Source organism: Paraburkholderia jirisanensis (genome assembly GCF_054782355.1).
Genome location: NZ_BAAGSQ010000002.1, coordinates 341,001 through 364,923, shown reverse-complemented (window position 1 = coordinate 364,923; position 23,923 = coordinate 341,001). Strand labels below are relative to the sequence as shown.

Genomic DNA, 23,923 nt, shown 5'->3' with positions numbered 1-23,923 from the left:
GAGCCAGGATCAAACTCTTCAGTTCAATGCCTGTTACTGTGTTCGGTCCATTTCTGGACCGGTCGCTCACTCAACGTACTGACGTTCGTGTTTCCGGTTACCCGGAAACCTTACTATCAATTACTGTGTGAGACATTTGATACTTTCGCTATCCGGCGAACCCGAAGATCCGCCGCGCGCCGCCATCAGATGCCCACACTTATCGGCTGTGAATTGTTAAAGATCGTGTCACAAAACCGGCTTAAACTGCACAGCAGCCTTTCGCTGCTACCGCCTGTTTCGTGTCTGCCGCATCAGCAGCAGAGAAGCGAGATTATGCAGACTCCTTCTCGCTTCGTCAACAGTTTTTTTCGCTTAGCGCTTAAAACCTGCTGACTTACTGCACCGCCGCTTTCGCGGCAGCCCCCGTCCGAAAACGGGAGACCGAATAGTAGGCGACACTGCCCTACCTGGCAAGTCCCGCAGCAAGATATTTTTTCTGGCGCTCACCTGGCTGCCGAACCAACCAGCGATGAAAGCGGAATCGCCTCCGCCATCGCCGCGTAGCCCGCATCGCTAGGATGAATGCGGTCGCCGCTATCGAACCCGCGTCTGAGCTCCGTCGGTTGCGCCGGGTCGCGCAATGCCGCATCGAAATCGACCACACCATCGAACGCCCGGCTGGTCCGGATCCACTGGTTCACTGCCACGCGAATACTCTCCCGTTGCGGCGACAACGACGCCGGCGTCAACGTCGCGCCCAGCAGCCGGACGCCGTGTGCATGCGCGTCCGCAATCACCTGCCGGTAACCATCGATCAAGCTATCAGCCGTCACCTGGGTATGCGGTGCGTCGCAATCCAGGCCGGCGCGCGGCGGCATGCCCGCGAAATTGATGTCGTTGATACCGATCAGCAGAATCGCCGTCTTCACTCCGGCACGCTCCAGCACGTCGCGTCGAAAGCGCGTCGCGAGCGCGTCGCCGTAGCAAGGCGAATCGCTCAGCAGGCGATTGCCGCTGATGCCGAGATTGATCACTGCAGTCGACCGGTCGCCGGCCCGCGCCAGTCGGCGCGCCAGCGCGTCCGGCCAGCGGCGGTTCTGATTCAGGCTCGAGCGCATGCCGTCAGTGATCGAATCGCCGATCGCCGCCACCGCCGTCGCCGATGGCGCTTCAACTGACAACGCCGTGACCCACGCGTACTGCGTAAAGCGCTGACGGTAAGCGGCGTCGGCGGTGTCTTCGGTGTGATTGCCCGGCGTTGACAGGTAATTGGTCTGGCTCGATACCCGGTGCCACGCCACCATGCGTTGCCCGGCGCCCATGTATGAGCTCACCGCGTAAGGCGCGCCGGCGACGATATCCGTATGCAGCGCATCGCTATCCAGTTCCGCACCCGGCGCCACAGTAACCGCACCCTTCCCGGAGAAAGTGACGCGCGTACCGCTGCCCGTTTGCGTTTTCGCGCCGGCTACCGCGCGCGCAAGCACCATCTCTTCAATGACGAGTGGCGCCTTTCCGTACGCGTTGCTGATGTGGATACGCGCCGCGCTGCCTGACAGCGTCGGGTAGATGATCTGACGCACGGTGCGCTGCGCCACCTCTGGCACGCGATACAGCGGCGGCGGATCGGCGAGTTGCGGAATCGGCTGCAATGCGGTCGCCCAGGCGGTGGTCCATTGGCCGTGCGGCTGAGCCGCGGCAGCCGCGAGCGGCGCCGAGCAGATCAGCAGCGCGGCGCAGGCGGAAGCGAGCGAGCGAAGGTTCATGGAATCGGTCGAAAGAAAATGGACCGCACATTGTGCCCGATCGGCCTTGCATGCACCTTCGGCGAGGCGCCGTCGGGTCCGCGAGGTTCGTATTTTCCCCGAGCGGAACCGCGCCGCGCCCGGCGCAAGCGTACATCAACCATGCAATGCCGACGGCAGCCACCGTACAAATCAAAGCATCGCCTCCCGCCAAAACAAGCCACAACCCCCTATTAACCGACCGACCGGTTGGTTTATACTGCCGAACACAGCCCATCCGCACGACGAGAGCGTCCGCCATGTACACGCAATCCCTCGACATCCCCGGCAACGCCGCGCAGTCGGCCCCCTCCAGCGCCCCAGCGGACGAGGCGCGCTTTGACGCCGTGATGGCCGCCGACGGCAAGATTGAGCCGCAAGACTGGATGCCCGACGCCTACCGCAAGACGCTGGTACGGCAGATTTCGCAGCACGCGCATTCGGAGATCGTCGGCATGCTGCCGGAGGGCAACTGGATCACGCGTGCGCCGAGCCTGAAGCGCAAAGCGATCCTGCTTGCAAAAGTGCAAGACGAAGCCGGCCACGGTCTTTATCTGTACAGCGCATGCGAGACACTCGGCGTGTCGCGCGACCAGCTGGTCGACGCGCTGCACGCGGGCAAAGCCAAATACTCGAGCATCTTCAACTACCCGACGCCAAGCTGGGCGGACGTCGGCGTGATCGGCTGGCTGGTCGACGGCGCAGCGATCATGAACCAGATCCCGCTGTGCCGGTGCACATACGGTCCGTATGCACGCGCGATGATCCGCATCTGCAAGGAGGAGTCGTTCCATCAGCGCCAGGGCTTCGACGCGCTGCTGACCATGATGAAAGGCTCCGCCGCCCAGCGCGCACTCGTGCAGCAAGCCGTCGACCGCTGGTGGTGGCCGGTGCTGATGATGTTCGGTCCGAGCGACAAGGACTCGGTGCACAGCAACCAGTCGGCGCGTTGGGGCATCAAGCGGATTTCGAACGACGATCTGCGGCAAAAGTTCGTCGACGCCACCGTCGAGCAGGCCAAGGTGCTCGGCGTCACGCTGCCCGACCCAGCGCTGACGTGGAACGAAGCGCGCGGCCATTACGACTACGGCACGATCGACTGGGAAGAATTCTGGCGCGTCGTCAACGGCGACGGGCCGTGCAACAAGGAGCGGCTCGCCACGCGCGTGAAAGCGCACGAAGACGGCACGTGGGTTCGCGAAGCCGCGCTCGCGCACGCGGAAAAGCAGCGCCGGCGCGCGCAGCAACACGCCGCCTGAACGTCAACGAGCGCGCTGAAGCGCCCACGCGCAAGCAACCTCGCTCACCGGGGCCGCTCGATAAACGCGTAGCCGCCAAGAGAATCAGCATCGAAGGAGATCGACGATGAACAAGGAATGGCCAATCTGGGAAGTCTTCGTACGCAGCAAGCAGGGGCTCGATCACAAGCACTGCGGCAGCCTGCATGCAAGCGACGCATCGATGGCGCTGCGCATGGCGCGCGACGTCTACACGCGCCGCCAGGAAGGCGTGAGCATCTGGGTGGTGCCATCGTCGGCGATCACGGCATCGGCGCCGGAAGACAAGGCGGAGCTGTTCGAGCCGGCGGCCGACAAGATCTACCGTCACCCGACATTTTTCACGCTGCCCGACGAAGTCAACCACATGTAAGCCCGCCATGGACACCACGCCTGAACATCTCGCCTACGTGCTGCGTCTAGCGGATACCGCGTTGATTCTCGGCCAGCGCAACGCCGAATGGTGCGGCCACGGTCCGGTTCTCGAGGAAGACATTGCGCTCGCCAACATGAGCCTCGACCTGATCGGCCAGGCGCGCCTGCTGTACGCGCATGCGGCCGAACTCGAGCGTATCGCAACCGGCCGCGAGCGCAGCGAAGACGCCTACGCGTACTTCCGCAGCGAACGGGAATTTGCGAACTACACGCTGGTGGAACTGCCGCATTGCGGCCCGCTCGGCGGCACCGCGCACGCGGACAAGGACTACGCCGTGACGATCGTGCGCAACTTCCTGTACGCCACACTGATGGCGCACTTATGGACCGCGCTGACCGCCTCCGCCGACCCACAACTGGCCGCGATCGCCGGGAAATCGATCAAGGAAACGCGCTATCACGTACATCATTCACGCGAATGGCTGATCCGCTTCGGCGACGGCACCGACGAATCGCAACGCCGCGCGCAAGCGGCGCTCGACTATCTGATGCCCTACACGCGGGAGTTCTTCAGCAGCGACGCAACCGAACACGCGATTGCCGCGCAGCACGTCGGCCCGCGCACCGCCGATCTCGAAGCCGCCTGGCAAGCGGACGTGCAAGCCGCGCTCGACGAAGCGACGCTGACGCTGCCGGCAGCAGTCAAGCATGTGAGCACCGGCAAGCACGGCGAACATTCGGAGCACATGGGCTTCCTGCTTGCCGAGATGCAAAGCGTCGCACGGCAGCATCCTGGCGCCACGTGGTGAGATTGCGCGGAGCATGCCAATGACGATCCCCCAACCCGCCACCCCGAGCGTCGACGCCACGCTCGCACATGCATGGCATGTGCTCGAGGCTGTGCCCGACCCCGAAATTCCGGTGGTGTCGATTCGCGAGCTCGGTATTTTGCGCGATGTGCGCCGCGCGGCGGACGGCACGCTGGAAGCGGTGATCACGCCGACGTACTCCGGCTGCCCGGCGATGTCGCAGATTGCCGAGGATATCGGCCGCGCGCTCGACGACGCCGCACTCGCACCCCACCGGATCGTCACAGTGCTGGCGCCCGCATGGACCACCGACTGGATCACCGCCGAAGCACGCGAAAAGCTGCGCGCATACGGCATCGCGCCGCCCACCGGCCTCTGTGCAACCGGCAGCGGCGACAGCGCGGGCAGCAAGACAGCCACCGGCGAACCACAAGTGATCCGCTTCGTCGCCCGCCCGCCCGCGCCGCCGCCGTGCCCACGCTGCGGCTCCGCGCACACCGAGCGTCTCGCGCAATTCGGCTCGACCGCCTGCAAGGCGCTCTACCGCTGCCTCGCGTGCCGCGAACCCTTCGACTATTTCAAACCCTACTGACATGGCCACTCCGCAATTTCACCCGCTGCGCATTGGCGAAGTGCGTCCGGAAACGGCCGACGCCGTCTCGGTCGCGTTCGAGGTTCCGGCCGAGTTGCGCGAACAATACCGCTTCACGCAAGGCCAGTTCGTCACGCTGAAGACGCATATCGACGGCGAGGAAACGCGCCGCTCGTATTCGATCTGCGTGGGCGTCGCCGATTACGAGCGCGACGGTGAATTGCGCATCGGTATCAAGCGCGTGCGCGGCGGCCGCTTTTCGAATTTCGCTTTCGACACGCTGCAGCCCGGCCACACGATCGACGTGATGACGCCCGATGGCCGCTTCTTCACGCACCTGAACGCCGAACAAGGCCAGCAATACGTCGCCTTCGCGGGCGGCTCCGGCATCACGCCGGTGCTGGCGATCATCAAGACCACGCTGGAAATCGAGCCGCGCAGCCGCTTCACGCTGATCTACGGCAACCGCAGCGTCGATTCGATCATGTTTGCCGAAGCGCTCGAGGACCTGAAGAACCGCTTTATGAACCGCTTCGTGCTATATCACGTGCTGTCGGACGATCTGCAGGACGTGCAGTTGTTCAACGGCGTGCTCGACCGCGACAAATGCGCGGCATTTCTCGACACGCTGGTGCCTGCCGCGCACATCGACGAAGCGTTCATCTGCGGCCCGGCGCTGATGATGGACGCCGCGGAAGGCGCCTTGCAGGCGGCCGGTGTCGCGCCGCAGAAGATTCATGTCGAGCGCTTCGGCACGCCGCTGCCGCAGGCGGGCGTGCCGCCCGTCGAGATCACCGGCGACACACCCGCCGCAGATCTCGAAATCGTGCTGGACGGCAAGCGGCGCAAGCTGCGCCTGCCGTACGAAGGCTTGAGCGTACTCGACGTCGGCCTGCGCGCGGGCCTCGCGCTCCCTTACGCATGCAAGGGCGGCGTGTGCTGCACGTGTCGCGCGAAAGTGCTGGAAGGCGACGTAAAAATGGACAAGAACTACACGCTCGAAGAGCATGAAATCCGCGACGGCTTCGTGCTGACCTGCCAATGCCACCCGCTTACGGACAAGATCGTGGTGAGCTACGACGAACGCTAGGCATAGCGGCCGGCGAGGCCAGGCCGCGCCGCGGGTCATGACGCACCTCGCGACGCTTGCCGCGCTTTCGGCACGGCCGTGATCCGCTTACACTAGGGCCGCTTGCGCGCGGGCACCTGCGTGCACGTGCGCAAGCGGTCCTTTTTTCGCCCACGCTGCATCCGGGAAAACAACAAATCATGGCCCGCACCCGAGCCCCAGACCACGAAACCCAACGCGACCAGATTCTCGATCTCGCCGCCCAGAAGTTCGCCCAGGCCAGCTATCCGACTACCTCGATGTCGGATCTGGCTGCCGCGAGCGGCACGTCGAAAGCGCGCCTCTATCACTACTACGAGAGCAAGGAAGCGATCCTGTTCGATCTGCTCGACCGCTACACCAAGCGGCTGATGCTGATCATCGCGGAAGTCGAAGGCGCCAGCCAACGGCGCGGCCTGACCGAACGCGAGGCGTTTGCCGAGCTGATTCGCGCGTTTCTCGGCGAGTACGAGACGTCGCACAGCCGGCATGTCGCGCTGCTCAACGACGTGAAGTATCTGGTCGACGCGCAACGCGAAGTGATCCTCGACCGTCAGCGCGACATCGTCGCCGCCTTTGCCCGGCAGCTGGCGCGCGCCTACCCGTCGCGCGTGAGCCGCGACAATCAGACCGCGCTGACGATGATGGTGTTCGGCATGATCAACTGGACCTTCACATGGCTGAAGGCGGGCGGTCGCATGGGGTATAGCGAATTCGCCGAGCAGGTGATCGGGATGATCGACCACGGGCTTTCGGCGCCGCAATGATGCGCCCCGCTATGCATCGTGGTTCAGCTGCGACAGACAGCCTCGCTTTCGGCACGCCAAAATTCAACGATAACCCATTTTAATTCAATCACTTACGCACTTTAACCGTGCATTCAGAACGCATCGGAATACTCCGAAATAAGGGTTTTCCCTAGTGATTAAACCGGTTCTCCATTACAATCTCTGCTGCGGCGCATCATGCCGTCAGATGAATAGGAGAACCCGTCATGAACAAGACCACCGCTTCAGCCAACGAGCCGATCGCGCTACCGGATCGGCAACTTGCCGCTGCCAGTCTGGCGCCCGTTCTGGTGCGGGAACTCAGCGTCAAAGATCGTGAGCGCCTGCTCAACCACTTCCTGAGCCTCGGTAAAGACGACCGCCTGCTGCGCTTTGGCCAGCTGACGCCCGATCACGTCATTCACAACTACGTGCGCACCATCGATTTCGACCGCGATACGGTGTTCGGTGTGTTCGACCGCGATCTGGAACTGGTTGGCGTAGGCCACCTCGCCTATCTGCCCGACGAAAGCGGCAAGCGCACTGCGGAGTTTGGCGTGTCGGTGGTCGAACGCGCGCGCGGCCAGGGCATCGGCAGCAAGCTGTTCGAGCGTGCCGCGATCCGCAGTCGCAATACGCATGTGTCGACGCTGTACATGCACTGCCTGTCGCGCAACCGCACGATGATGCACATCGCGAAAAAATCGGGCATGAAGATCGAGTACGCGTACGGCGAAGCCGACGCTTACCTCACCCTCGCCCCGGCAGATCAGTCCAGCATCCTGTCGGAGATGCTCGAAGAACAGGCCGCTGCATTCGATTACGCGTTGAAGCGCCAGGCCCGCCAAACATCCACGCTGATCGAATCGCTGCTACCCGCCGAACTCGCGGCCTGAGCGTTCACGAACCTCATTCACCGCGCTTGCGTTTCAGCGGATCGGCAAAGCCGTCGTTTCCTTGAATGCCTCGAGCGCGAAGCTAGTCTTCACGTCGATCACCGACGGATGGTGCAGCAGCACGTCTTGCACGAAGCGCGAGAAATGCGCCATATCGGCTACTTGCACGCGCAACAGATAGTCCATGTCGCCCGCCATCGCGTGGCACGCCACCACTTCCGGCCAGGTTTGAACCGCGGCGCGAAACAGCTCGGCGTGCGTCGTGCCGGCGCGCGCGTGCGAGGCGTCGCCAAGCGTTGGCCCACCGCGTTTCTCGAGCCGCACGTTGACGAACGCGAGCAGATCAAGCCCAAGCTTTTGCGCGTCGAGCAATGCAACGTAGCCGCGAATCACGCCGCTCTCCTCCAGCCGGCGGATGCGGCGCAAACACGGGCTGGGCGACAGATTCACCCGCTCCGCGAGTTCCTGATTCGACAACCTGCCTTCCTGCTGAAGAATCGTGAGAATGCGCCGATCGATCGCATCGAGTTCTATCGTGGGCATGTTCTGCCATCCGTTGCACAATTGGCGCTATAAATTAGCGCAATCGTAGTGTCATCCATCTGATTTCGCAAATATCCGTCTCGGGCACGCGCCTAAACTTGCGCCATGCAATGCAGTCGTATCGAACAGCATCGCGTCTTCAGGAGACAGATATGCAAGTTCCCACCTGGGACAACCCGGTTGGCACCGATGGTTTCGAATTCATCGAATACACCGCGCCCGATCCGAAAGCCCTCGGCAAGCTGTTCGAGCAACTCGGCTTTACTGCGATTGCGCGCCATCGTCATAAGGACGTGACCTTGTACCGGCAAGGCGACATCAACTTCATCGTCAACGCCGAACCCGATTCGTTTGCGCAGCGCTTTGCGCGCCTGCATGGGCCATCGATCTGCGCGATCGCATTTCGCGTGCAGGACGCCGCGCAGGCCTACCAGCGCGCGCTCGACCGCGGCGCGTGGGGCTTCGACAACAAGACTGGCCCGATGGAACTGAACATCCCTGCAATCAAGGGCGTCGGCGATTCGCTGATCTACTTCGTCGACCGGTGGCGCGGCAAGAACGGCGCCGCGCCGGGCAGCATCGGCGACATCGGCATCTACGACGTCGATTTCGAGCCGATTGCCGGCGCCGAGCCGAACCCGTCCGGCCACGGCCTCACCTATATCGATCATCTGACGCACAACGTGCATCGCGGCCGCATGCGCGAATGGGCCGAGTTCTACGAGCGCCTGTTCAATTTCCGCGAAGTGCGCTACTTCGACATCGAAGGCAAGGTAACGGGCGTGAAGTCGAAAGCGATGACCTCGCCGTGCGGCAAGATCCGCATTCCGATCAACGAAGAAGGGTCCGAGACGGCCGGGCAGATCCAGGAATATCTGGACGCCTATCACGGCGAAGGGATCCAGCATATCGCGCTAGGCTCGCAAGATATCTACCGTACGGTGGACGGCCTGCGCACAGCGGGCATCGCGCTGCTCGATACGATCGATACCTACTATGAACTGGTCGAGCGCCGCGTGCCCGACCACGGTGAACCGCTGGAAGAGCTGCGCAAACGCAAGATCCTGATCGACGGCGCGCATGACGACCTGTTGCTGCAGATTTTCACAGAGAACCAGATCGGCCCGATCTTCTTCGAGATCATTCAACGCAAGGGCAACCAGGGCTTTGGCGAAGGCAACTTCAAGGCGCTGTTCGAATCGATCGAACTGGATCAGATTCGCCGCGGCGTGGTGAAAGACAACGTGTAGAAGAAAAACGGGACAAGGCGCAAGCGAGACCCGCCATGCGCCGTTTCTTTCAGACGGCCGGGATTAGTCGCCTGACGGGGTGGCCCGTTTGAGCGCAGCCGAACGGTTCGTAGCGGACGTAGCCGGCGTTGCCTGGCTCGTGCGCGGCACCGTGACACTCGCCTGCGCGCTGTTCGAGCGCACCGGTGCGCTCATGGTAAAAAAAGCGGCTGAGACCAACAGGAAGGTTTGAACGTGCTTGCTGTTCATGCTTACTCCTCTTTCTGACTACCTGCGCTGCGAAGCTCCACCTCATGTGGAACGTTGCGGGAAAGCGCAGGTGGGTGGTTAGACAGCGGCGCGACTCCCGGTTCCGGTAACCGGCGCCTTTTACAGGTTGTTACACCGGCGACCAAAAAGGAATATCCGGCGCACACAAGTGTCATTAGAGATATGGTCAGCGACCGCGCATTGCCGCGGAAGTTGGCCGAGGCGGCGGGTTTTTCCCAGTGCTACCATCGATGGAAACCCGTCAATATGGCGGCGGCGCGTATGCGCCACCCGGTCAAGGCGTTCACGAGACGCCGAGGCCAGACAGTATTGGTGATCCCAAATTGCTGGAGGAGTACCCATAATGAATGCCCCGCTAGACGCGGATCAACGCGCATCGCTTGAAGCCGCGCTATCTTCCGTCACGCTTGACGACAAATACACGCTCGAACGCGGCCGCGCGTACATGAGTGGCATCCAGGCGCTGGTCCGGCTGCCGATGCTGCAACAGCAACGCGACCACGCCGCTGGGCTCAATACTGCCGGTTTCGTTTCAGGCTATCGCGGCTCACCGCTTGGCAGCCTCGATCTGTCGCTGTGGAAAGCCAAAAAGCATCTCGCCGCGCATCAGATTGTGTTTCAGCCCGGCGTGAACGAAGACCTCGCCGCCACCGCCGTGTGGGGCACGCAGCAGGTCAATCTGTATCCGAGCGCGAAGTACGACGGCGTGTTCTCGATGTGGTACGGCAAAGGGCCGGGCGTCGATCGTTCAAGCGACGTATTCAAGCACGGCAACTCAGCGGGCTCTTCGCGCCATGGCGGCGTGCTGGTGCTGGCCGGCGACGACCACGCGGCCAAATCGTCGACACTTGCGCATCAATCCGAGCACATCTTCAAGGCCTGCGGCCTGCCGGTGTTGTTCCCGTCGAACGTGCAGGAATATCTCGACTTCGGCCTGCACGGCTGGGCGATGAGCCGCTACTCGGGCCTGTGGGTCGCGATGAAATGCGTGACCGACGTAGTCGAATCGTCGGCATCGATCGATATCGATCCGCACCGTACGCAGATCATTCTGCCCACCGATTTCGCGATGCCCGACGGCGGCCTCAACATCCGCTGGCCCGACGCGCCGCTGGTGCAGGAAGCGCGGCTGCTCGACTACAAATGGTATGCGGCCCTCGCGTACGTGCGCGCGAACAAACTGGATCGCGTCGTGATCGATTCGCCGCATGCGCGCTTCGGCATCATGACCGGCGGCAAGGCTTATCTCGATGTGCGCCAGGCATTGACCGACCTCGGCCTCGACGACGAAACCTGCGCGCGCATCGGCATTCGCCTGTACAAGGTCGGCTGCGTCTGGCCGCTCGAAGCACAAGGCGCGCAGGCATTTGCGCGCGGTCTCGAAGAGATTCTGGTGGTCGAGGAAAAGCGCCAGATTCTCGAATACGCGATCAAGGAAGAGCTGTATAACTGGCCCGATGCGCAACGCCCACGTGTGTTCGGCAAGTTCGACGAGAAAGACGGCGCAGGCGGCGAATGGTCGGTGCCGATGGGCAACTGGCTGCTGCCGGCTCACTACGAACTATCGCCGGCGATCATCGCGAAAGCGATCGCCACGCGTCTGGACAAATTCGATCTGCCGTCTGACGTGCGCGCCCGCATCGCGACGCGCATCGCGGTGATCGATGCGAAGGAAAAGGCGCTCGCGCGGCCACGCGTCGCAGTGGAACGCAAACCGTGGTTCTGTTCGGGTTGCCCGCACAACACGTCGACCAACGTGCCCGAAGGCTCGCGCGCGATGGCCGGCATCGGCTGCCATTACATGACGGTGTGGATGGACCGTAGCACCAGCACGTTCAGCCAGATGGGCGGCGAAGGCGTCGCGTGGGTCGGCCAGGCGCCGTTCACGAACGACAAACACGTATTCGCCAATCTCGGCGACGGCACCTACTTCCACTCGGGGCTGCTGGCAATTCGCGCAGCCATCGCGTCGAAGGCGAACATCACCTACAAGATTCTGTATAACGACGCGGTCGCGATGACCGGCGGCCAGCCGGTCGACGGCACGCTGACCGTACCGCAGATCACGCATCAGCTCGCCGCCGAAGGCGCGAAGCGCATCGTGATCGTCACCGACGAGCCCGACAAGTACACCGCGAATGTCGGCCTCGCGCCCGGCATCAGCGTGCATCACCGCGATCAGCTCGACGACGTGCAACGCGAACTGCGCGACATCGAAGGCACCACGATCCTGATCTACGACCAGACCTGCGCGACCGAAAAGCGTCGCCGCCGCAAACGCGGCGCCTATCCGGACCCGGCGCGCCGTGTGGTGATCAACGAAGCGGTCTGTGAAGGTTGCGGCGATTGCTCGGTGCAGTCGAACTGTCTGTCGGTGGAACCGCTCGAGACCGAGTACGGCACCAAGCGGCAGATCAACCAGTCGACCTGCAACAAAGACTACTCGTGCCTGAAGGGTTTTTGCCCGAGCTTCGTGACCGTCGAAGGCGGACAGTTGCGCAAGCCGACGGTCACCGCTGTCGCAATCGACGCGATGCCACCGGTACCGGAACCGGAGCTGCCCGGCATCGACCGTTCGTACGGCGTGCTGGTGACCGGCGTGGGCGGCACCGGCGTGGTGACGATCGGCGCGCTGCTCGGCATGGCCGGGCATCTGGAAAACAAGGGTGTCACGGTGCTCGACGTGACCGGTCTCGCGCAAAAAGGCGGCGCCGTGATGAGCCACGTGCAGATCGCCAATCAGCCGACCGACATTCACGCCACGCGCATCGCGATGGGCGAAGCGAATCTGGTGATCGGCTGCGACGCGATCGTTACCGCGAGCGACGACTGCATGTCGCGGATGCAGGTGGGCCAGACGCACGTCGTGCTGAACAGCGCACCGACGCCGACCGCGGCTTTCATCAAGAACCCGGACTGGCGCTTTCCGGGCGCGAGCACTGAAGCCGACGTGTGCGCGGCAGCAGGCGAAAGCAACGTATCGACGGTCGATGCAAACCGCTTTGCGGTCGCGCTGCTCGGCGACGCGATCTACACCAATCCGTTCGTGCTCGGCTACGCATGGCAACGCGGCTGGTTGCCGCTCATGTATCGATCGCTGACGCGCGCGATCGAACTGAACGCCGTGCAGGTGGAAAAGAACCTGGCGGCGTTCGAATGGGGCCGCCGCGCCGCGCATGACCTTGCCGCCGTGCGCAAGTTCGCCGACGCGCAAGGGCGCACACCGGACACCGATACGGCCGGCAGCAAGGTGGTTTCGCTGCACACGCCGAAGGCGCTCGATACGCTGATCGACAAGCGTGTGCAGTATCTCGCTGCCTATCAAAACAACACTTATGCAACGCGCTATCGGCAGCTGGTCGACGCGGTGCGTGCCGCAGAAACGGCGCTCGATCCGGCCGATACCCAGTTGCCGCTCAGCGAGGCGGTCGCGAAGAACCTGCACAAGCTGATGGCCTACAAGGACGAATACGAGGTCGCGCGCCTCTACTCGGACCCGGCGTTCCTCGACAAGGTAAAGGCCAATTTCGAAGGCGACTGGAAGCTGAAGTTTCACCTCGCGCCGCCGTCGCTGTCGAAGCAGGATGCGCATGGGCATCTGGTGAAAAAGCAGTTCGGCCCATGGATGCTCAGCGCGATGCACGTGCTGGCGAAGTTGCGCTTCCTGCGCGGCACGGCGCTCGACGTGTTCGGCAAGACCGAAGAGCGCCGCACCGAACGCGCGCTGATCGTCGAATACGAGGCGCTGGTGCGCGAACTGATCGGCAGCCTGACGATCGACAAGCGCGCGCGCGCGGTCGAACTGGCGAATCTGCCGGACGGGATTCGCGGCTACGGCCACGTGAAGGACAACAACCTGAGGGCGGTGCGCAGCAAGTGGTCGACGCTGCTGGCAAAGTGGCGCTCGCCGGCCGGAGGCGAGACGCGACACGTGGCTTGACGGCCTGGACAGCCCGGCGCGGCATCCTTTATCGAGAAAATATCGGCCACACCGGTATTTTCATTTTATCGGCCACACCGATATTTTGAATTTACCGGTATGGCCGATATACTGGCGATAAACCTTCGTCCATACGGCCTATGCACCGTCTGCTGACCACCTCCGCGCAGGCCGGGCAAGTCCTGCGCAGTGCCCGCCGCAAAAAGGGTCTGTCTCAGGCCGAGGCGGCAGCTCGTCTCGGTCTGAGTCAATCGAGGATTTCAGAGCTCGAAAAAGATGCCAGCGCCATCACTCTGAGCCAACTACTGGCCATGGCGGCGCTCTACGGGCTCGAGCTCGAACTGTCCATTGAATCGCCGCGCTCCGCCGCCTCCGATGAAGCAGCGTGGTAAGCATGGGACGTCCTTCAAACACCCGCGCCTTGTCGGTCTGGACTAACGGTCTGCGCGTCGGCACCTGGCGCATCCCCACCAATGGAAACATGGAGTTCCAGTACGACGCAGACTGGATCGACTCCGACGAGGGCCGCCCGCTTTCGCTGTCGTTGCCGTTCGGCTTCGACACGTCGCCGCTACGCGGTGAGCGCGTACGCAACTTCTTCGACAACCTGCTGCCCGACAACGAAGCGATCCGGCGGCGGCTCGGCGCGCGCTTCCGGACCCGCTCTCTGGACGCATTCGATCTGCTGGAAGCCGTCGGGCGCGATTGCGTCGGTGCGCTACAGATCCTGGCGCCCGATGCCAAGCCGGACGGATTCGACCGGATCGAAGGCCGTCGACTACGCGAAGACGACATCGAAGATCTGCTGACGCGCGTCGTGACGCCCGGCACAGCCGCCGACCAGGACGACCCGGACGATCTGCGGCTGTCGCTGGCCGGCGCGCAGGAAAAAACGGCGCTGCTCTATCACGACGAACAATGGTGGGTGCCGCACGGCGCGACGCCGTCCACCCACATTCTGAAGCTGCCATTGGGCCTCGTCGGCCACGCGAAGATCGACATGACATCGTCGGTCGAAAACGAATGGCTGTGCCTGCAGCTTCTCGAAGCGTTCGGCCTGCCGGTGGCGGCAGCGGAGATTCTGCGCTTTGGCGCGCAAAAGGTGCTGAACGTCACGCGCTTCGACCGGCGCATGAACCCTGTCGCCCCGTGGCTGCTGCGGCTGCCTCAGGAAGATTTTTGCCAGGCGCTGGGCGTCGCGCCGCACCTCAAATACGAAAGCGACGGCGGCCCCGGCATCGTGGATATCTGCGAAATCCTGCGCCAGTCGGCGCAACCGGAGGCGGACCTGCGCACCTTTCTGACCGCGCAGATTCTGTTCTGGATGCTCGCCGCACCGGACGGACACGCGAAAAACTTCAGCCTCCGGCTGTTGCGGCGCGGGCGCTTCGAGCTGACGCCGCTGTACGACGTGATGTCGATCTGGCCGGTCGAAGGCAATACGGGCAGCCAATGGTCGTGGCACAAGGCGAAGCTCGCGATGGCTGTGCCCGGCCATCACAAGCGCTATCGGCTCAAGGATATCCGGCGCCAGCACTTTAATGAGATGGCCCGCTTGTGCTTCTTCGGGCAGGACGCGGAGCCCATTCTCGAAAGCCTGATCGAGCGCACGCCCGCGGCCATCGAACAGGTCGGCGCGCGGCTCCCCGAGCACTTTCCGGAACGCATCGCGCAGCGCATTTTTGCAGGCCTGCAGCACTCGGCCGATCGGCTTGCCGAGATGTCGCGCTGAATTTATCCGCAAACAAAAAAGGCTGGGCTCCGTTCATCCGGAGCCCAGCCCTGAGCGATGCTTTAGTGACCCGCTACCGGGCCTATCCCAGCACCCGCCAGCTCATCACTTTCACCACACTTACTTCGCCGCAGCCTGCCGCACCGTCGCGTTCGCCGATGCCACCGCCGTCATGTTGATGATGCGGCGCACCGTCGCCGCCGGCGTCAGGATATGCACCGGCTTTTCCGCGCCGAGCAGGAACGGCCCGACCGTCACGCCATCGCCGCCGATCATCTTCAGCAGGTTGTACGTGATGTTCGCCGCTTCGACGTTCGGCATGATCAGCAGGTTGGCTTCGCCTGCCAGCGTGGTGCCCGGGAAGGCCGCCTTGCGCACCGCTTCGGAAAGCGCCGCGTCGCCGTGCATTTCGCCGTCCACTTCGAGGCTCGGCGCACGTGCGGCGATCAGCTTGCGCGCCTGCGCCATCCGCTGCGACGCCGAAGACGGCGAGCTGCCGAAGTTCGAGCTCGACAGCAGCGCGACCTTCGGCGTGATGCCGAATTTCTCGATCTCGCCTGCGGCGAGCAGCGTCATGTCGGCCAGCTCTTCAGCGGTCGGGCATTCGTTGACGTACGTGTCGCAGATAAACAGATTGCGGCCCGGCAGCATCAGCAGATTCATCGCCGCATAGTTGCCGACGTTTTCCGCCTTGCCCAGCACCTGCTCGATGAACTTCAGGTGGCCGTGGTACTGGCCGATCATCCCGCAGATCATGCCGTCCGCGTCGCCGAGGCGCACCAGGATCGCGCCGATCAGCGTATTGAACTTACGCATCGCGGCCTTCGCGACTTCCGGCGTCACGCCTTCGCGCGCACCGATCTCGTGATACGCCTGCCAGCACTTCTGGTAGCGCGGATCGTCTTCCGGATCGACGATCTCGAAGTCTTCACCGCACTTCAGCTTCGAGCCCATCTTCTTCAGGCGCATTTCGATCACCGACGGACGGCCGATCAGGATCGGCCGTGCAATCTTCTCGAGCAGCACGAATTGCGCGGCACGCAGCACGCGATCGTCTTCGCCTTCCGCGAACACGATGCGCGCCGGTTGTGCCTTCGCAGCGGCGAACACCGGACGCATCACGAGGCCGGTGCGGTACACGGTCGCGCCGAGTTCTTCGCGGTACGCGTCCATATCCTTGATCGGGCGCGTCGCCACGCCGGAATCCATCGCGGCCTGCGCGACTGCCGGTGCGATCTTGATGATCAGGCGCGGATCGAACGGCTTCGGAATCAGATACTCCGGGCCGAATTCCAGCGAGTGGCCTTCATAGGCCTTCGCCACTTCATCGCCCTGATCGGTTTCTTCCGCGAGTTCGGCGATCGCGCGCACGCAGGCAAGCTTCATTTCCTCGGTGATCGTCGTGGCGCCCACGTCGAGCGCGCCGCGGAAAATAAACGGGAAGCACAGCACGTTGTTGACCTGGTTCGGATAGTCCGAACGGCCGGTCGCGACGATGCAGTCCGGGCGCACTTTCTTCGCTTCTTCCGGACGGATTTCCGGTTCCGGGTTCGCCAGCGCGAGAATCAGCGGCTGCGTGCCCATCTCCTTGACCATCTCAGGCTTCAGCACGCCGGCGCTCGAGCAGCCGAGGAACACATCGGCGCCCTTGATCGCATCACCCAGCGTGCGCGCTTCGGTGTTCGCCGCGTAGCGGGCCTTCGACGGATCGAGATTGCCGCGCCCTTCGTAGACCACACCCTTCGAATCGGTGACGAGAATGTTCTTCTTCTGCAGGCCGAGGTTCACCAGCAGATCGAGACAGGCGATCGCCGCGGCGCCCGCGCCCGAACAGACCAGCGTCACATCTTCAAGCTTCTTGCCGACCACTTTCAGGCCGTTCAGGATCGCCGCCGAAGCGATGATCGCGGTGCCGTGCTGATCGTCGTGGAAGACCGGAATCTTCATGCGCTCGCGCAGCTTCTTCTCGATATAGAAGCATTCCGGCGCCTTGATGTCTTCGAGGTTGATGCCGCCGAGCGTCGGCTCGAGCATCGCGATCGCTTCGACGAGCTTGTCGGGATCGGTTTCGTTCAGCTCGATATCGAACACGTCGATGCCGGCAAACTTCTTGAACAGACAGCCTTTGCCTTCCATCACCGGCTTGGCCGCGAGCGGGCCGATGTTGCCGAGACCGAGCACCGCCGTGCCGTTGGTCACGACGCCGACGAGGTTGCCGCGCGACGTGTACTTCTGCGCGTCGAGCGGTTCGTCGAAAATCGCCATACAGGCTGCGGCGACACCGGGGGAATAGGCTAGCGACAGGTCGAGCTGGTTCGACAGCGGCTTGGTCGGCGTGACCGAAATCTTGCCTGGCCGGGGATTCTGGTGATACGCGAGAGCGCTTTGCTTCAGTTGTTCGTCCATTTTTTTGCCTGCGAGACGTGAAAAACCAGTGAGAAAATCGGCCCGGCTCGCAAGCCACCCTGCAGCGATTCCTGACGACGGGGGAGTCGACGGCGACGATTCATGCGTGCGCCAGTTGGGCGCGGCATCGAACCGGAAGCGGGAAGACGGGCAACGCGAGCGATTTCGGGGCGGTTAGTGTACACCCCGTATGGATGCCGAAACGTCGAAGACGACGTGAGAAAGCACCGCCAGCTCAACGACGGGCGCCCATGCTGCAATGCGATACGAGAAGCTTTTTGGGGTGCATCAAACACTTGGAGCAATCGAATGATGCGAATGTTTTGCATTGCATCATTCGCTCTCTGATCAGGCAATTAGTGCATTCAGCGCATCTATTTATTCGAGCGCGGCGCCGCGGCGCTCAGGAATCAGCAACAAGGTCGCGACGATGTCGAGCACGTAGATCGACGCGAGCAGTGCAAGCGCCGCGCCGAACGAGAATCGCGCCGCCAGTGCGCCGACCACCACCGGCCCAAAGCCGCCCACCGCGCGGCCGATGTTGAACAGCACGTTCTGCGCAGTAGCGCGCGCCTCGGTTGGATACAGCTCGGAGATCAGCGCACCGTAGCCGCCGATCATGCCGTTGACGAACACCCCCATCGCCGCGCCACCGATCAGCAATGCGTAAGGCGTGGTTAGCTGCGCGTAAACGAACACCATCACCACGGCACCGGCCTGATAGAACAGAAACGTCGGCTTGCGGCCGAACCGGTCCGCGGCGAGCCCGAACAGCCAGATGCCCGCCGCCATACCGAGCACGGTTACGGCGGTCCACACGCCTGAGCGCGTCAGCGAATAGCCGAATGTCTTCGACAGATAGCTCGGCAGCCAGATCATCAAGCCGTAGTAGCCGAAGTTCTGCACCGAACACAGAATCGCGACGCCCAGGCTCGTGCGCAGCGCACGGCCATCGGCGACCAGCAGCTTGAGCGGCTGCTTGCGCGTGCCGCGCGCTGCGCGTTCGGTGAACATCTCAGGCTCCTCGACACGCCGCCGCACCGCGAACGACACCAGCGCCGGCAGCAGCCCGATCGCAAACATGCCGCGCCAGCCGACCACCGGCAGCAACAGCGGCGTGAGCAGCGCCGCAGCCAGCACGCCCGCCTGCCAGCCGAGCCCGACATACGACGACGCGCGCGCCCGCTGCGCCGCCGGCCACGCTTCCGCGACGAGCGCCATGCCGATGCCGAACTCGCCGCCAAGACCGATCCCGGCGATGGTGCGATACACCAGCAGATCGGCATAGCCTTGCGCGAGCGCGCACAGGCCGGTGAACACCGCGAACAGCAGGATCGTCCACGTCAGCATCCGGACCCGGCCGAAGTGGTCGCTCAACATGCCGAACAACAGACCGCCGGCCACCGCGCCGACCAGCGTCCACGTGACCAGCGCACCGGCCTGCGTCGACGACAGATGCAGGTCCGCCGCGATCGCCGGCAGCATGAAGCCGAGAATCAGCAGGTCGAAGCCGTCCATCGCATAGCCAAGCGCCGACGCAAGCAGCGCGCGGGCGGCATAGCCGGGTCGTGCGCCTGGGTCGGCGGCATTGGGTGTGACAGCGTTCATCGGCAGGGGTCCTGGGGGCGGCGCTGCAGGTGCGTTTCGAGGGCGCGGCGGCCGCGCTTCGGCGGCCTGACGCACAACGCGGCTGGGCTGGCCGCGCAAAGTCGCGTGAGTGTAAAGGCCGTGCAGACGGGTCACAAGCGCGCCAAAAAACGCGCTGCGGGCTCATTACGGCGACGCACGGCTCGTCGCAGCAGGCCGAATCGGGTAAAATCGCGGCCTACGCGCGCAGCATCCGGTCTGCCTTTCGGCAGATAGCGAGGCTTGCGCATCTCGCGCGTGGTTCATGCGCTTCGCCGTCACCTTGCACGTGCTATTGCTATTGCGCGGACAAATCCACGGCGTCCCGGCCGGGTCATCCCGGGCATCGGGCATACCACGCCAGAGTGCGCAACGCACCGTTTGCTGTGCCATCGGGCCGTGCCCGCCCTCACGCTGACACCCAAGGATTCGCCCATGACAGGCTTCGATCGCCAGACGATCTCCGACACGACCGCCAAAATGCTGCTGGAAGTACAGGCGGTGCATTTCAACGCAGAAAAGCCGTACATCTTCACGTCCGGCTGGGCGAGCCCCGTCTATATCGACTGCCGCAAGCTGATCTCGTATCCGCGCGTGCGCCGCGGCCTGATGGAGATGGCCGAAGCCACCATCCTGCGCGACGTCGGCTACGAGCAGATCGACGCGGTAGCGGGCGGCGAAACCGCCGGCATTCCGTTCGCCGCGTGGCTGTCGGACCGCCTGATGGTGCCGATGCAATACGTGCGCAAGAAGCCGAAGGGCTTCGGCCGCAATGCGCAGATCGAAGGTTTGCTGACCGAAGGCCAGCGCGTGCTGCTGGTCGAAGACCTGACCACCGACAGCCGCAGCAAGATCAACTTCATCAATGCGTTGCGCACCGCGGGCGCGAAGGTGAACCACTGCTTCGTGCTGTTCCACTACAACATCTTCAAGGAAAGCGTGTCGGTGCTCAAAGACATCGACGTCGATCTGCACGCGCTCGCTACCTGGTGGGATGTGTTGCGGGTCGCGAAGCAGTCGGGTTATTTCGAGACGAAGACGCTCGACGAAGTCGAGAAGTTCCTGCACGCGCCGGCCGAGTGGTCGGCCGCGCATGGCGGCGCTACCGGCGCACCGCAATAACCTCGCTTTGACGTAAAGCAACAAAGCCGCATGTCGATTAACGACCTGCGGCTTTTTTGTTAGCTAGCGAATTTACGCGCAATTTTTAACAAATTTTTCTGACAAGCATTAAGACTCGTCTGTCAGATTACGTTCAGAATTTTCTGCGGGTTCACTGGACACATAAGAAGACAAATTCATCAAGCCATTGCTTTGCGCGTATTGGAACAGTTCGGAATCGCGTTCGAGACCGAGTTTGCGCATTGCCGTGTTTTTCTGCGTGCTGATCGTCTTAATGCTGCGACTCAGTTGCTCAGAAATTTCCTTAATGGTCAAGCCGGATACGAACAGCCGGACCACTTCGAGTTCACGTTTGGACAGGATCACTTCATCGCTCTTGCCGCCTGCATTCATACGCAGCGTATCGAGCGACGCCTTCACCGACGGACTCATGTATTCGAGATGGCGCCCGACGTGCTGCACGGCAAGGCCGATATGGCTTAGATCGTCCGCCTTGTTCACCACCGAGGTCACACCCAGCTCGCTCAGGCGCTTCAATAGCGCAGCGTTTTCCAACATCGTCAGGACGACGATCGGCAGGTTAGGAAAGTTGCGGCGCAAATAGCCGATCAGCGGTAGACCATCGCCGTACTGGCCGCCCGGCATCGCGAGATCGGTTACCAGCACATCGCATGCAACAGTCTGCAATATTTTGACAAGCTCAGTGGATTGACGCGCGCGTGCCACGACCTGAATACCCGGGAATTTGAGCAACGCCTGCTCGGCGCCAAACAAAATCACTGGATGGTCGTCAGCTACGACGACTCTGATTGGATTTTGCATTGCGCTCCCTTCGCCTGATAACCCATGCTCCGAAACTTCTGCCATGCAACTATTCTTTAGTTCTAAATGAATCGGTTTGCTGCCGCCCCACAAACAGGCAAGTGTCCGACTATAGCCGATTTCACTACCCGCGGACTGTCCTATCAGCAAGAATAGCCTCAGACAAACGGAATGTTAGACTCGATTCGTCTTCACGGGATAAAACAGGGACAATAGCAGCGTAGCCAACCCGCCCTTGGCCCGTGACAGGAGAATCGGCACATGCGTGTGCGTTGCCCGGTCGTTCGACTCTCTGCGCTTCGTCGTGATTTGCCGTTCCATGCACGCGCGCTCGCGTGCGTCGCGGCGCTACTCGCGCTGCATCAGCCGGCCCACGCGCAGCCGGTTTTTACAATCAGCAGCACTAGCGTGCGGCCAGGCGGTATGGTCGCGTCCGCGCAGGTGTTCGACCAGAACGATTGCAAAGGAGCGAACCGCTCGCCGGAGTTGTCGTGGCGCGACGCGCCGGCCGGCACGCGCAGCTTCGCAGTCACCATCTACGACATCGATGCGCCCGGCCGCGGTTGGTGGCATTGGGCAGTAGCCGGCATTCCGGCGAACGTCGGGCAGTTGCCGGAGAACGCCAGTGCGTCGGGCTTTCTGCGCAAGATCGGCGCGATCGAGGCGCGCAACGATTTCGATGTCGACGGTTACGGCGGTCCGTGCCCGCCGCCGGGCAAGCCGCATCGCTATGTGATCACCGTTCATGCGCTCAGCACCAGCGACCTGCGGCTCGCGCAAGGGCGGCCTGCGCTGATGTTCGATCATGAGATCGGCACGGCGACGCTCGGCTCGGCACGCATGACCGTCATGTACGGACGATGAAAGCTGGCGCTGCGGAGAAGGGGCGCTGTCGCGCGGCGGTGGATGCGCGGCCTTAGCGGGTCTGCAAAACCGGCAGCAGCGCGCGGGGATGCGCCGCCACGTGCGGTCACGTTGGAGCAGCCGTTCACCATGGCCGCTGTTGCGCTCGCCGAGTTCGCCGAGTTCGCCGAGTTCGCCGAGTTCGCCGAGTTCGCCGAGTTCGCCGAGTTCGCCGATCGCAATCCGCCATGCAGCGTTCGTCATGCGCATGTCATCGACGTGGCGCACCGTTTTTCCACGTCCCCCCTCAACCGTCTTAAAATGGCGGTCCGGCGTACGGACGCCCCGCGTATGGACGCCCCGCGCACTGACGCCCCCGTTTCACGAAGCGAGATCAAGATGAGCACGAAAGTTTTTGTCGATGGGCAGGAAGGCACGACCGGCCTGAAAATCTTTGAATATCTGTCGCAACGCGCGGACGTCGACATCCTTCGCATCGACGATGCGAAGCGCAAGGATCTCGACGAGCGCCGCCGCCTGATCAACGCATCGGACGTGACCTTCCTGTGTCTGCCGGACGTCGCGTCGCGCGAATCGGCTTCGCTGGTCGAAAACGATCGCACCGTACTGATCGACGCGAGCACCGCGTTTCGCACGCACGCCGACTGGGCATACGGCCTGCCCGAGCTGACCCGCGCGCAGCGCGATCGCGTGCGCAACAGCAAGCGCATCGCCGTGCCGGGCTGCCATGCATCCGCGTTCGTGCTCGCGATGCGCCCGCTCGTCGAAGCGGGCGTGGTCGCGCCCAGCTTCGACGCGCACAGCCATTCGATCACCGGTTACAGCGGCGGCGGCAAGAAGATGATTGCCGAGTACGAAGCCGGCGGCAATGCGAAGCTGGACAGCCCACGTCCGTACGCACTCGGCCTCACGCACAAGCACCTGCCGGAGATGGCCGCGCACACGGGTCTTGCTTCGGCGCCGGTGTTCACGCCGATCGTCGGCAGCTTCTACAAGGGGCTCGCGGTCACGACGTACTTCTCGCCGTCGCAACTGGCGAAGCGCGTGAAGCCGCAAGACGTGCAGGCGCTGTTCGCCGAGTACTACCAGGGCGAAGCCTTCGTGCACGTCGCGCCGTTCAACGCGGACGACAATCTCGACGACGGCTTCTTCGACGTGCAGGCCAGCAACGACACCAATCGCGTCGACCTGTTCGTGTTCGGCAACGAAGAGCGCTTCGTGACCGTGTGTCGACTCGACAACCTGGGCAAGGGCGCGTCCGGTGCGGCGATCCAGTGTATGAATCTTGCGATCGGCGCCGACGAAGGCAGCGGCTTGAAACGCTGAGCGCGGAGCGAGTCGAAGGCGCGGCATAAGGTTGCGCACGGTCGTTTCCGCCGAGGTGAAATCATTTCATCCGGCTGATTCCGTAAAGACATCGTAATATTAGGCCGGCTTGTAAAAGCCGGCCTTTTTTATTCAATCCGCTTTAAAGCATTGCGCATTACGCATGACCACTCATTTCAGTCTGGCGTGCGCATGCGTGAATCCCACTATATAACCAGAACCGGTCAACCGTTCCTCGTCCATTCAAAATCCCAGTAGCATCTTCCGTATAGGGATAATCCCGATTCTTTTGCGAACGCACGTTCACAGATGATGGTCGGCTTTGCCTTTCGCCCCACACGACAAGGCTGAGCGCTCCACCATCAGCACCGACGACGCGCTCGAAAATCGCCATTCTGTTTTAAAGACCCCGCCTCCCCGCTGTATCGCGTG

20 protein-coding genes are annotated in these 23,923 nt (G+C 62.7%); 14 read left to right on the top strand and 6 right to left on the bottom strand.

Going from position 1 to position 23,923, the window contains the following annotated elements:
• Nucleotides 1–485: 485 nt before the first annotated feature.
• The gene (locus tag ACYVNQ_RS02055) at nucleotides 486–1,748 is read right to left on the bottom strand and encodes an SGNH/GDSL hydrolase family protein (protein ID WP_460900478.1); all 1,263 of its coding nucleotides are present in this window, start codon (nucleotides 1,746–1,748) and stop codon (nucleotides 486–488) included.
• Between the two features lie 278 nt (nucleotides 1,749–2,026).
• On the opposite strand from ACYVNQ_RS02055, the gene paaA reads away from it, so the two are divergent.
• From paaA to ACYVNQ_RS02020, 7 genes are all read left to right on the top strand, one after another.
• The gene (paaA, locus tag ACYVNQ_RS02050; RefSeq protein ID WP_460900477.1) at nucleotides 2,027–3,025 is read left to right on the top strand and encodes a 1,2-phenylacetyl-CoA epoxidase subunit PaaA; all 999 of its coding nucleotides are present in this window, start codon (nucleotides 2,027–2,029) and stop codon (nucleotides 3,023–3,025) included.
• Between the two features lie 106 nt (nucleotides 3,026–3,131).
• Nucleotides 3,132–3,416, top strand: a complete 285-nt coding sequence (gene paaB / locus ACYVNQ_RS02045) for a 1,2-phenylacetyl-CoA epoxidase subunit PaaB (protein ID WP_460900476.1) — start codon at nucleotides 3,132–3,134, stop codon at nucleotides 3,414–3,416.
• A gap of 7 nt (nucleotides 3,417–3,423) precedes the next feature.
• A complete protein-coding gene (gene paaC / locus ACYVNQ_RS02040; RefSeq protein ID WP_460900475.1) occupies nucleotides 3,424–4,227 on the top strand; it encodes a 1,2-phenylacetyl-CoA epoxidase subunit PaaC in 804 nt (267 codons plus the stop codon).
• Nucleotides 4,228–4,240: 13 nt separating this feature from the next.
• Entirely contained in the window at nucleotides 4,241–4,819 is a 579-nt protein-coding gene (gene paaD, locus ACYVNQ_RS02035; protein ID WP_460900474.1) for a 1,2-phenylacetyl-CoA epoxidase subunit PaaD, read from the top strand.
• 1 nt (nucleotide 4,820) lies between these two features.
• Nucleotides 4,821–5,909: a 1,2-phenylacetyl-CoA epoxidase subunit PaaE gene (gene paaE / locus ACYVNQ_RS02030; RefSeq protein WP_460900473.1), complete on the top strand. Its 1,089-nt coding sequence runs from the start codon at nucleotides 4,821–4,823 to the stop codon at nucleotides 5,907–5,909.
• A gap of 179 nt (nucleotides 5,910–6,088) precedes the next feature.
• Nucleotides 6,089–6,694 (top strand): TetR/AcrR family transcriptional regulator, encoded by a 606-nt coding sequence (locus ACYVNQ_RS02025; RefSeq protein ID WP_460900472.1) that lies wholly within the window; start codon nucleotides 6,089–6,091, stop codon nucleotides 6,692–6,694.
• 227 nt (nucleotides 6,695–6,921) lie between these two features.
• Entirely contained in the window at nucleotides 6,922–7,590 is a 669-nt protein-coding gene (locus ACYVNQ_RS02020) for a GNAT family N-acetyltransferase (RefSeq protein WP_460900471.1), read from the top strand.
• A 33-nt stretch (nucleotides 7,591–7,623) separates the two neighbouring features.
• Here ACYVNQ_RS02020 and ACYVNQ_RS02015 read toward each other — a convergent pair whose 3' ends face one another.
• Complete coding sequence (locus tag ACYVNQ_RS02015; RefSeq protein ID WP_460900470.1) at nucleotides 7,624–8,133, bottom strand: Lrp/AsnC family transcriptional regulator; 510 nt, start codon at nucleotides 8,131–8,133, stop codon at nucleotides 7,624–7,626.
• Nucleotides 8,134–8,285: 152 nt separating this feature from the next.
• Between ACYVNQ_RS02015 and hppD the strand changes: the two genes are divergently transcribed.
• Entirely contained in the window at nucleotides 8,286–9,383 is a 1,098-nt protein-coding gene (gene hppD / locus ACYVNQ_RS02010) for a 4-hydroxyphenylpyruvate dioxygenase (protein ID WP_460900469.1), read from the top strand.
• 63 nt (nucleotides 9,384–9,446) lie between these two features.
• Here hppD and ACYVNQ_RS02005 read toward each other — a convergent pair whose 3' ends face one another.
• Nucleotides 9,447–9,632: a hypothetical protein gene (locus ACYVNQ_RS02005; RefSeq protein WP_460900468.1), complete on the bottom strand. Its 186-nt coding sequence runs from the start codon at nucleotides 9,630–9,632 to the stop codon at nucleotides 9,447–9,449.
• Between the two features lie 364 nt (nucleotides 9,633–9,996).
• Here ACYVNQ_RS02005 and ACYVNQ_RS02000 point away from each other — a divergent pair, with 364 nt between their 5' ends.
• The 3 genes from ACYVNQ_RS02000 (at nucleotide 9,997) to ACYVNQ_RS01990 (ending at nucleotide 15,325) form a co-directional block, all read left to right on the top strand.
• Nucleotides 9,997–13,593 (top strand): indolepyruvate ferredoxin oxidoreductase family protein, encoded by a 3,597-nt coding sequence (locus ACYVNQ_RS02000; protein WP_460900467.1) that lies wholly within the window; start codon nucleotides 9,997–9,999, stop codon nucleotides 13,591–13,593.
• A gap of 140 nt (nucleotides 13,594–13,733) precedes the next feature.
• Complete coding sequence (locus ACYVNQ_RS01995) at nucleotides 13,734–13,985, top strand: helix-turn-helix domain-containing protein (RefSeq protein ID WP_460900466.1); 252 nt, start codon at nucleotides 13,734–13,736, stop codon at nucleotides 13,983–13,985.
• A gap of 2 nt (nucleotides 13,986–13,987) precedes the next feature.
• Nucleotides 13,988–15,325, top strand: a complete 1,338-nt coding sequence (locus tag ACYVNQ_RS01990) for a type II toxin-antitoxin system HipA family toxin (protein ID WP_460900465.1) — start codon at nucleotides 13,988–13,990, stop codon at nucleotides 15,323–15,325.
• A 120-nt stretch (nucleotides 15,326–15,445) separates the two neighbouring features.
• Here the strand turns inward: ACYVNQ_RS01990 and ACYVNQ_RS01985 are convergent, their stop codons facing one another.
• A complete protein-coding gene (locus ACYVNQ_RS01985; RefSeq protein ID WP_460900464.1) occupies nucleotides 15,446–17,731 on the bottom strand; it encodes an NADP-dependent malic enzyme in 2,286 nt (761 codons plus the stop codon).
• 378 nt (nucleotides 17,732–18,109) lie between these two features.
• The gene (locus ACYVNQ_RS01980) at nucleotides 18,110–19,339 is read right to left on the bottom strand and encodes an MFS transporter (RefSeq protein ID WP_460900463.1); all 1,230 of its coding nucleotides are present in this window, start codon (nucleotides 19,337–19,339) and stop codon (nucleotides 18,110–18,112) included.
• Nucleotides 19,340–19,792: 453 nt separating this feature from the next.
• Here ACYVNQ_RS01980 and ACYVNQ_RS01975 point away from each other — a divergent pair, with 453 nt between their 5' ends.
• On the top strand, nucleotides 19,793–20,479 hold the full coding sequence (locus ACYVNQ_RS01975) for an orotate phosphoribosyltransferase (RefSeq protein WP_460900462.1): 687 nt from the start codon (nucleotides 19,793–19,795) through the stop codon (nucleotides 20,477–20,479).
• A gap of 108 nt (nucleotides 20,480–20,587) precedes the next feature.
• On the opposite strand, the gene ACYVNQ_RS01970 is transcribed toward ACYVNQ_RS01975, so the two are convergent.
• Nucleotides 20,588–21,301: a response regulator gene (locus ACYVNQ_RS01970; protein WP_460900495.1), complete on the bottom strand. Its 714-nt coding sequence runs from the start codon at nucleotides 21,299–21,301 to the stop codon at nucleotides 20,588–20,590.
• A 261-nt stretch (nucleotides 21,302–21,562) separates the two neighbouring features.
• On the opposite strand from ACYVNQ_RS01970, the gene ACYVNQ_RS01965 reads away from it, so the two are divergent.
• Nucleotides 21,563–22,165, top strand: a complete 603-nt coding sequence (locus ACYVNQ_RS01965) for a YbhB/YbcL family Raf kinase inhibitor-like protein (protein ID WP_460900461.1) — start codon at nucleotides 21,563–21,565, stop codon at nucleotides 22,163–22,165.
• A 378-nt stretch (nucleotides 22,166–22,543) separates the two neighbouring features.
• The gene (argC, locus tag ACYVNQ_RS01960; RefSeq protein ID WP_460900460.1) at nucleotides 22,544–23,491 is read left to right on the top strand and encodes an N-acetyl-gamma-glutamyl-phosphate reductase; all 948 of its coding nucleotides are present in this window, start codon (nucleotides 22,544–22,546) and stop codon (nucleotides 23,489–23,491) included.
• Nucleotides 23,492–23,923: the final 432 nt, after the last annotated feature.

Excerpts from the sequence above, each read along its gene's own strand:
- ACYVNQ_RS02055 (WP_460900478.1), bottom strand. The coding sequence starts at position 1,748 with ATGAACCTTCGCTCGCTCGCTTCCGCCTGCGCCGCGCTGCTGATCTGC.
- paaA (WP_460900477.1), top strand. The coding sequence starts at position 2,027 with ATGTACACGCAATCCCTCGACATCCCCGGCAACGCCGCGCAGTCGGCC.
- paaB (WP_460900476.1), top strand. The coding sequence starts at position 3,132 with ATGAACAAGGAATGGCCAATCTGGGAAGTCTTCGTACGCAGCAAGCAG.
- paaC (WP_460900475.1), top strand. The coding sequence starts at position 3,424 with ATGGACACCACGCCTGAACATCTCGCCTACGTGCTGCGTCTAGCGGAT.
- paaD (WP_460900474.1), top strand. The coding sequence starts at position 4,241 with ATGCCAATGACGATCCCCCAACCCGCCACCCCGAGCGTCGACGCCACG.
- paaE (WP_460900473.1), top strand. The coding sequence starts at position 4,821 with ATGGCCACTCCGCAATTTCACCCGCTGCGCATTGGCGAAGTGCGTCCG.
- ACYVNQ_RS02025 (WP_460900472.1), top strand. The coding sequence starts at position 6,089 with ATGGCCCGCACCCGAGCCCCAGACCACGAAACCCAACGCGACCAGATT.
- ACYVNQ_RS02020 (WP_460900471.1), top strand. The coding sequence starts at position 6,922 with ATGAACAAGACCACCGCTTCAGCCAACGAGCCGATCGCGCTACCGGAT.
- ACYVNQ_RS02015 (WP_460900470.1), bottom strand. The coding sequence starts at position 8,133 with ATGCCCACGATAGAACTCGATGCGATCGATCGGCGCATTCTCACGATT.
- hppD (WP_460900469.1), top strand. The coding sequence starts at position 8,286 with ATGCAAGTTCCCACCTGGGACAACCCGGTTGGCACCGATGGTTTCGAA.
- ACYVNQ_RS02005 (WP_460900468.1), bottom strand. The coding sequence starts at position 9,632 with ATGAACAGCAAGCACGTTCAAACCTTCCTGTTGGTCTCAGCCGCTTTT.
- ACYVNQ_RS02000 (WP_460900467.1), top strand. The coding sequence starts at position 9,997 with ATGAATGCCCCGCTAGACGCGGATCAACGCGCATCGCTTGAAGCCGCG.
- ACYVNQ_RS01995 (WP_460900466.1), top strand. The coding sequence starts at position 13,734 with ATGCACCGTCTGCTGACCACCTCCGCGCAGGCCGGGCAAGTCCTGCGC.
- ACYVNQ_RS01990 (WP_460900465.1), top strand. The coding sequence starts at position 13,988 with ATGGGACGTCCTTCAAACACCCGCGCCTTGTCGGTCTGGACTAACGGT.
- ACYVNQ_RS01985 (WP_460900464.1), bottom strand. The coding sequence starts at position 17,731 with ATGGACGAACAACTGAAGCAAAGCGCTCTCGCGTATCACCAGAATCCC.
- ACYVNQ_RS01980 (WP_460900463.1), bottom strand. The coding sequence starts at position 19,339 with ATGAACGCTGTCACACCCAATGCCGCCGACCCAGGCGCACGACCCGGC.
- ACYVNQ_RS01975 (WP_460900462.1), top strand. The coding sequence starts at position 19,793 with ATGACAGGCTTCGATCGCCAGACGATCTCCGACACGACCGCCAAAATG.
- ACYVNQ_RS01970 (WP_460900495.1), bottom strand. The coding sequence starts at position 21,301 with ATGCAAAATCCAATCAGAGTCGTCGTAGCTGACGACCATCCAGTGATT.
- ACYVNQ_RS01965 (WP_460900461.1), top strand. The coding sequence starts at position 21,563 with ATGCGTGTGCGTTGCCCGGTCGTTCGACTCTCTGCGCTTCGTCGTGAT.
- argC (WP_460900460.1), top strand. The coding sequence starts at position 22,544 with ATGAGCACGAAAGTTTTTGTCGATGGGCAGGAAGGCACGACCGGCCTG.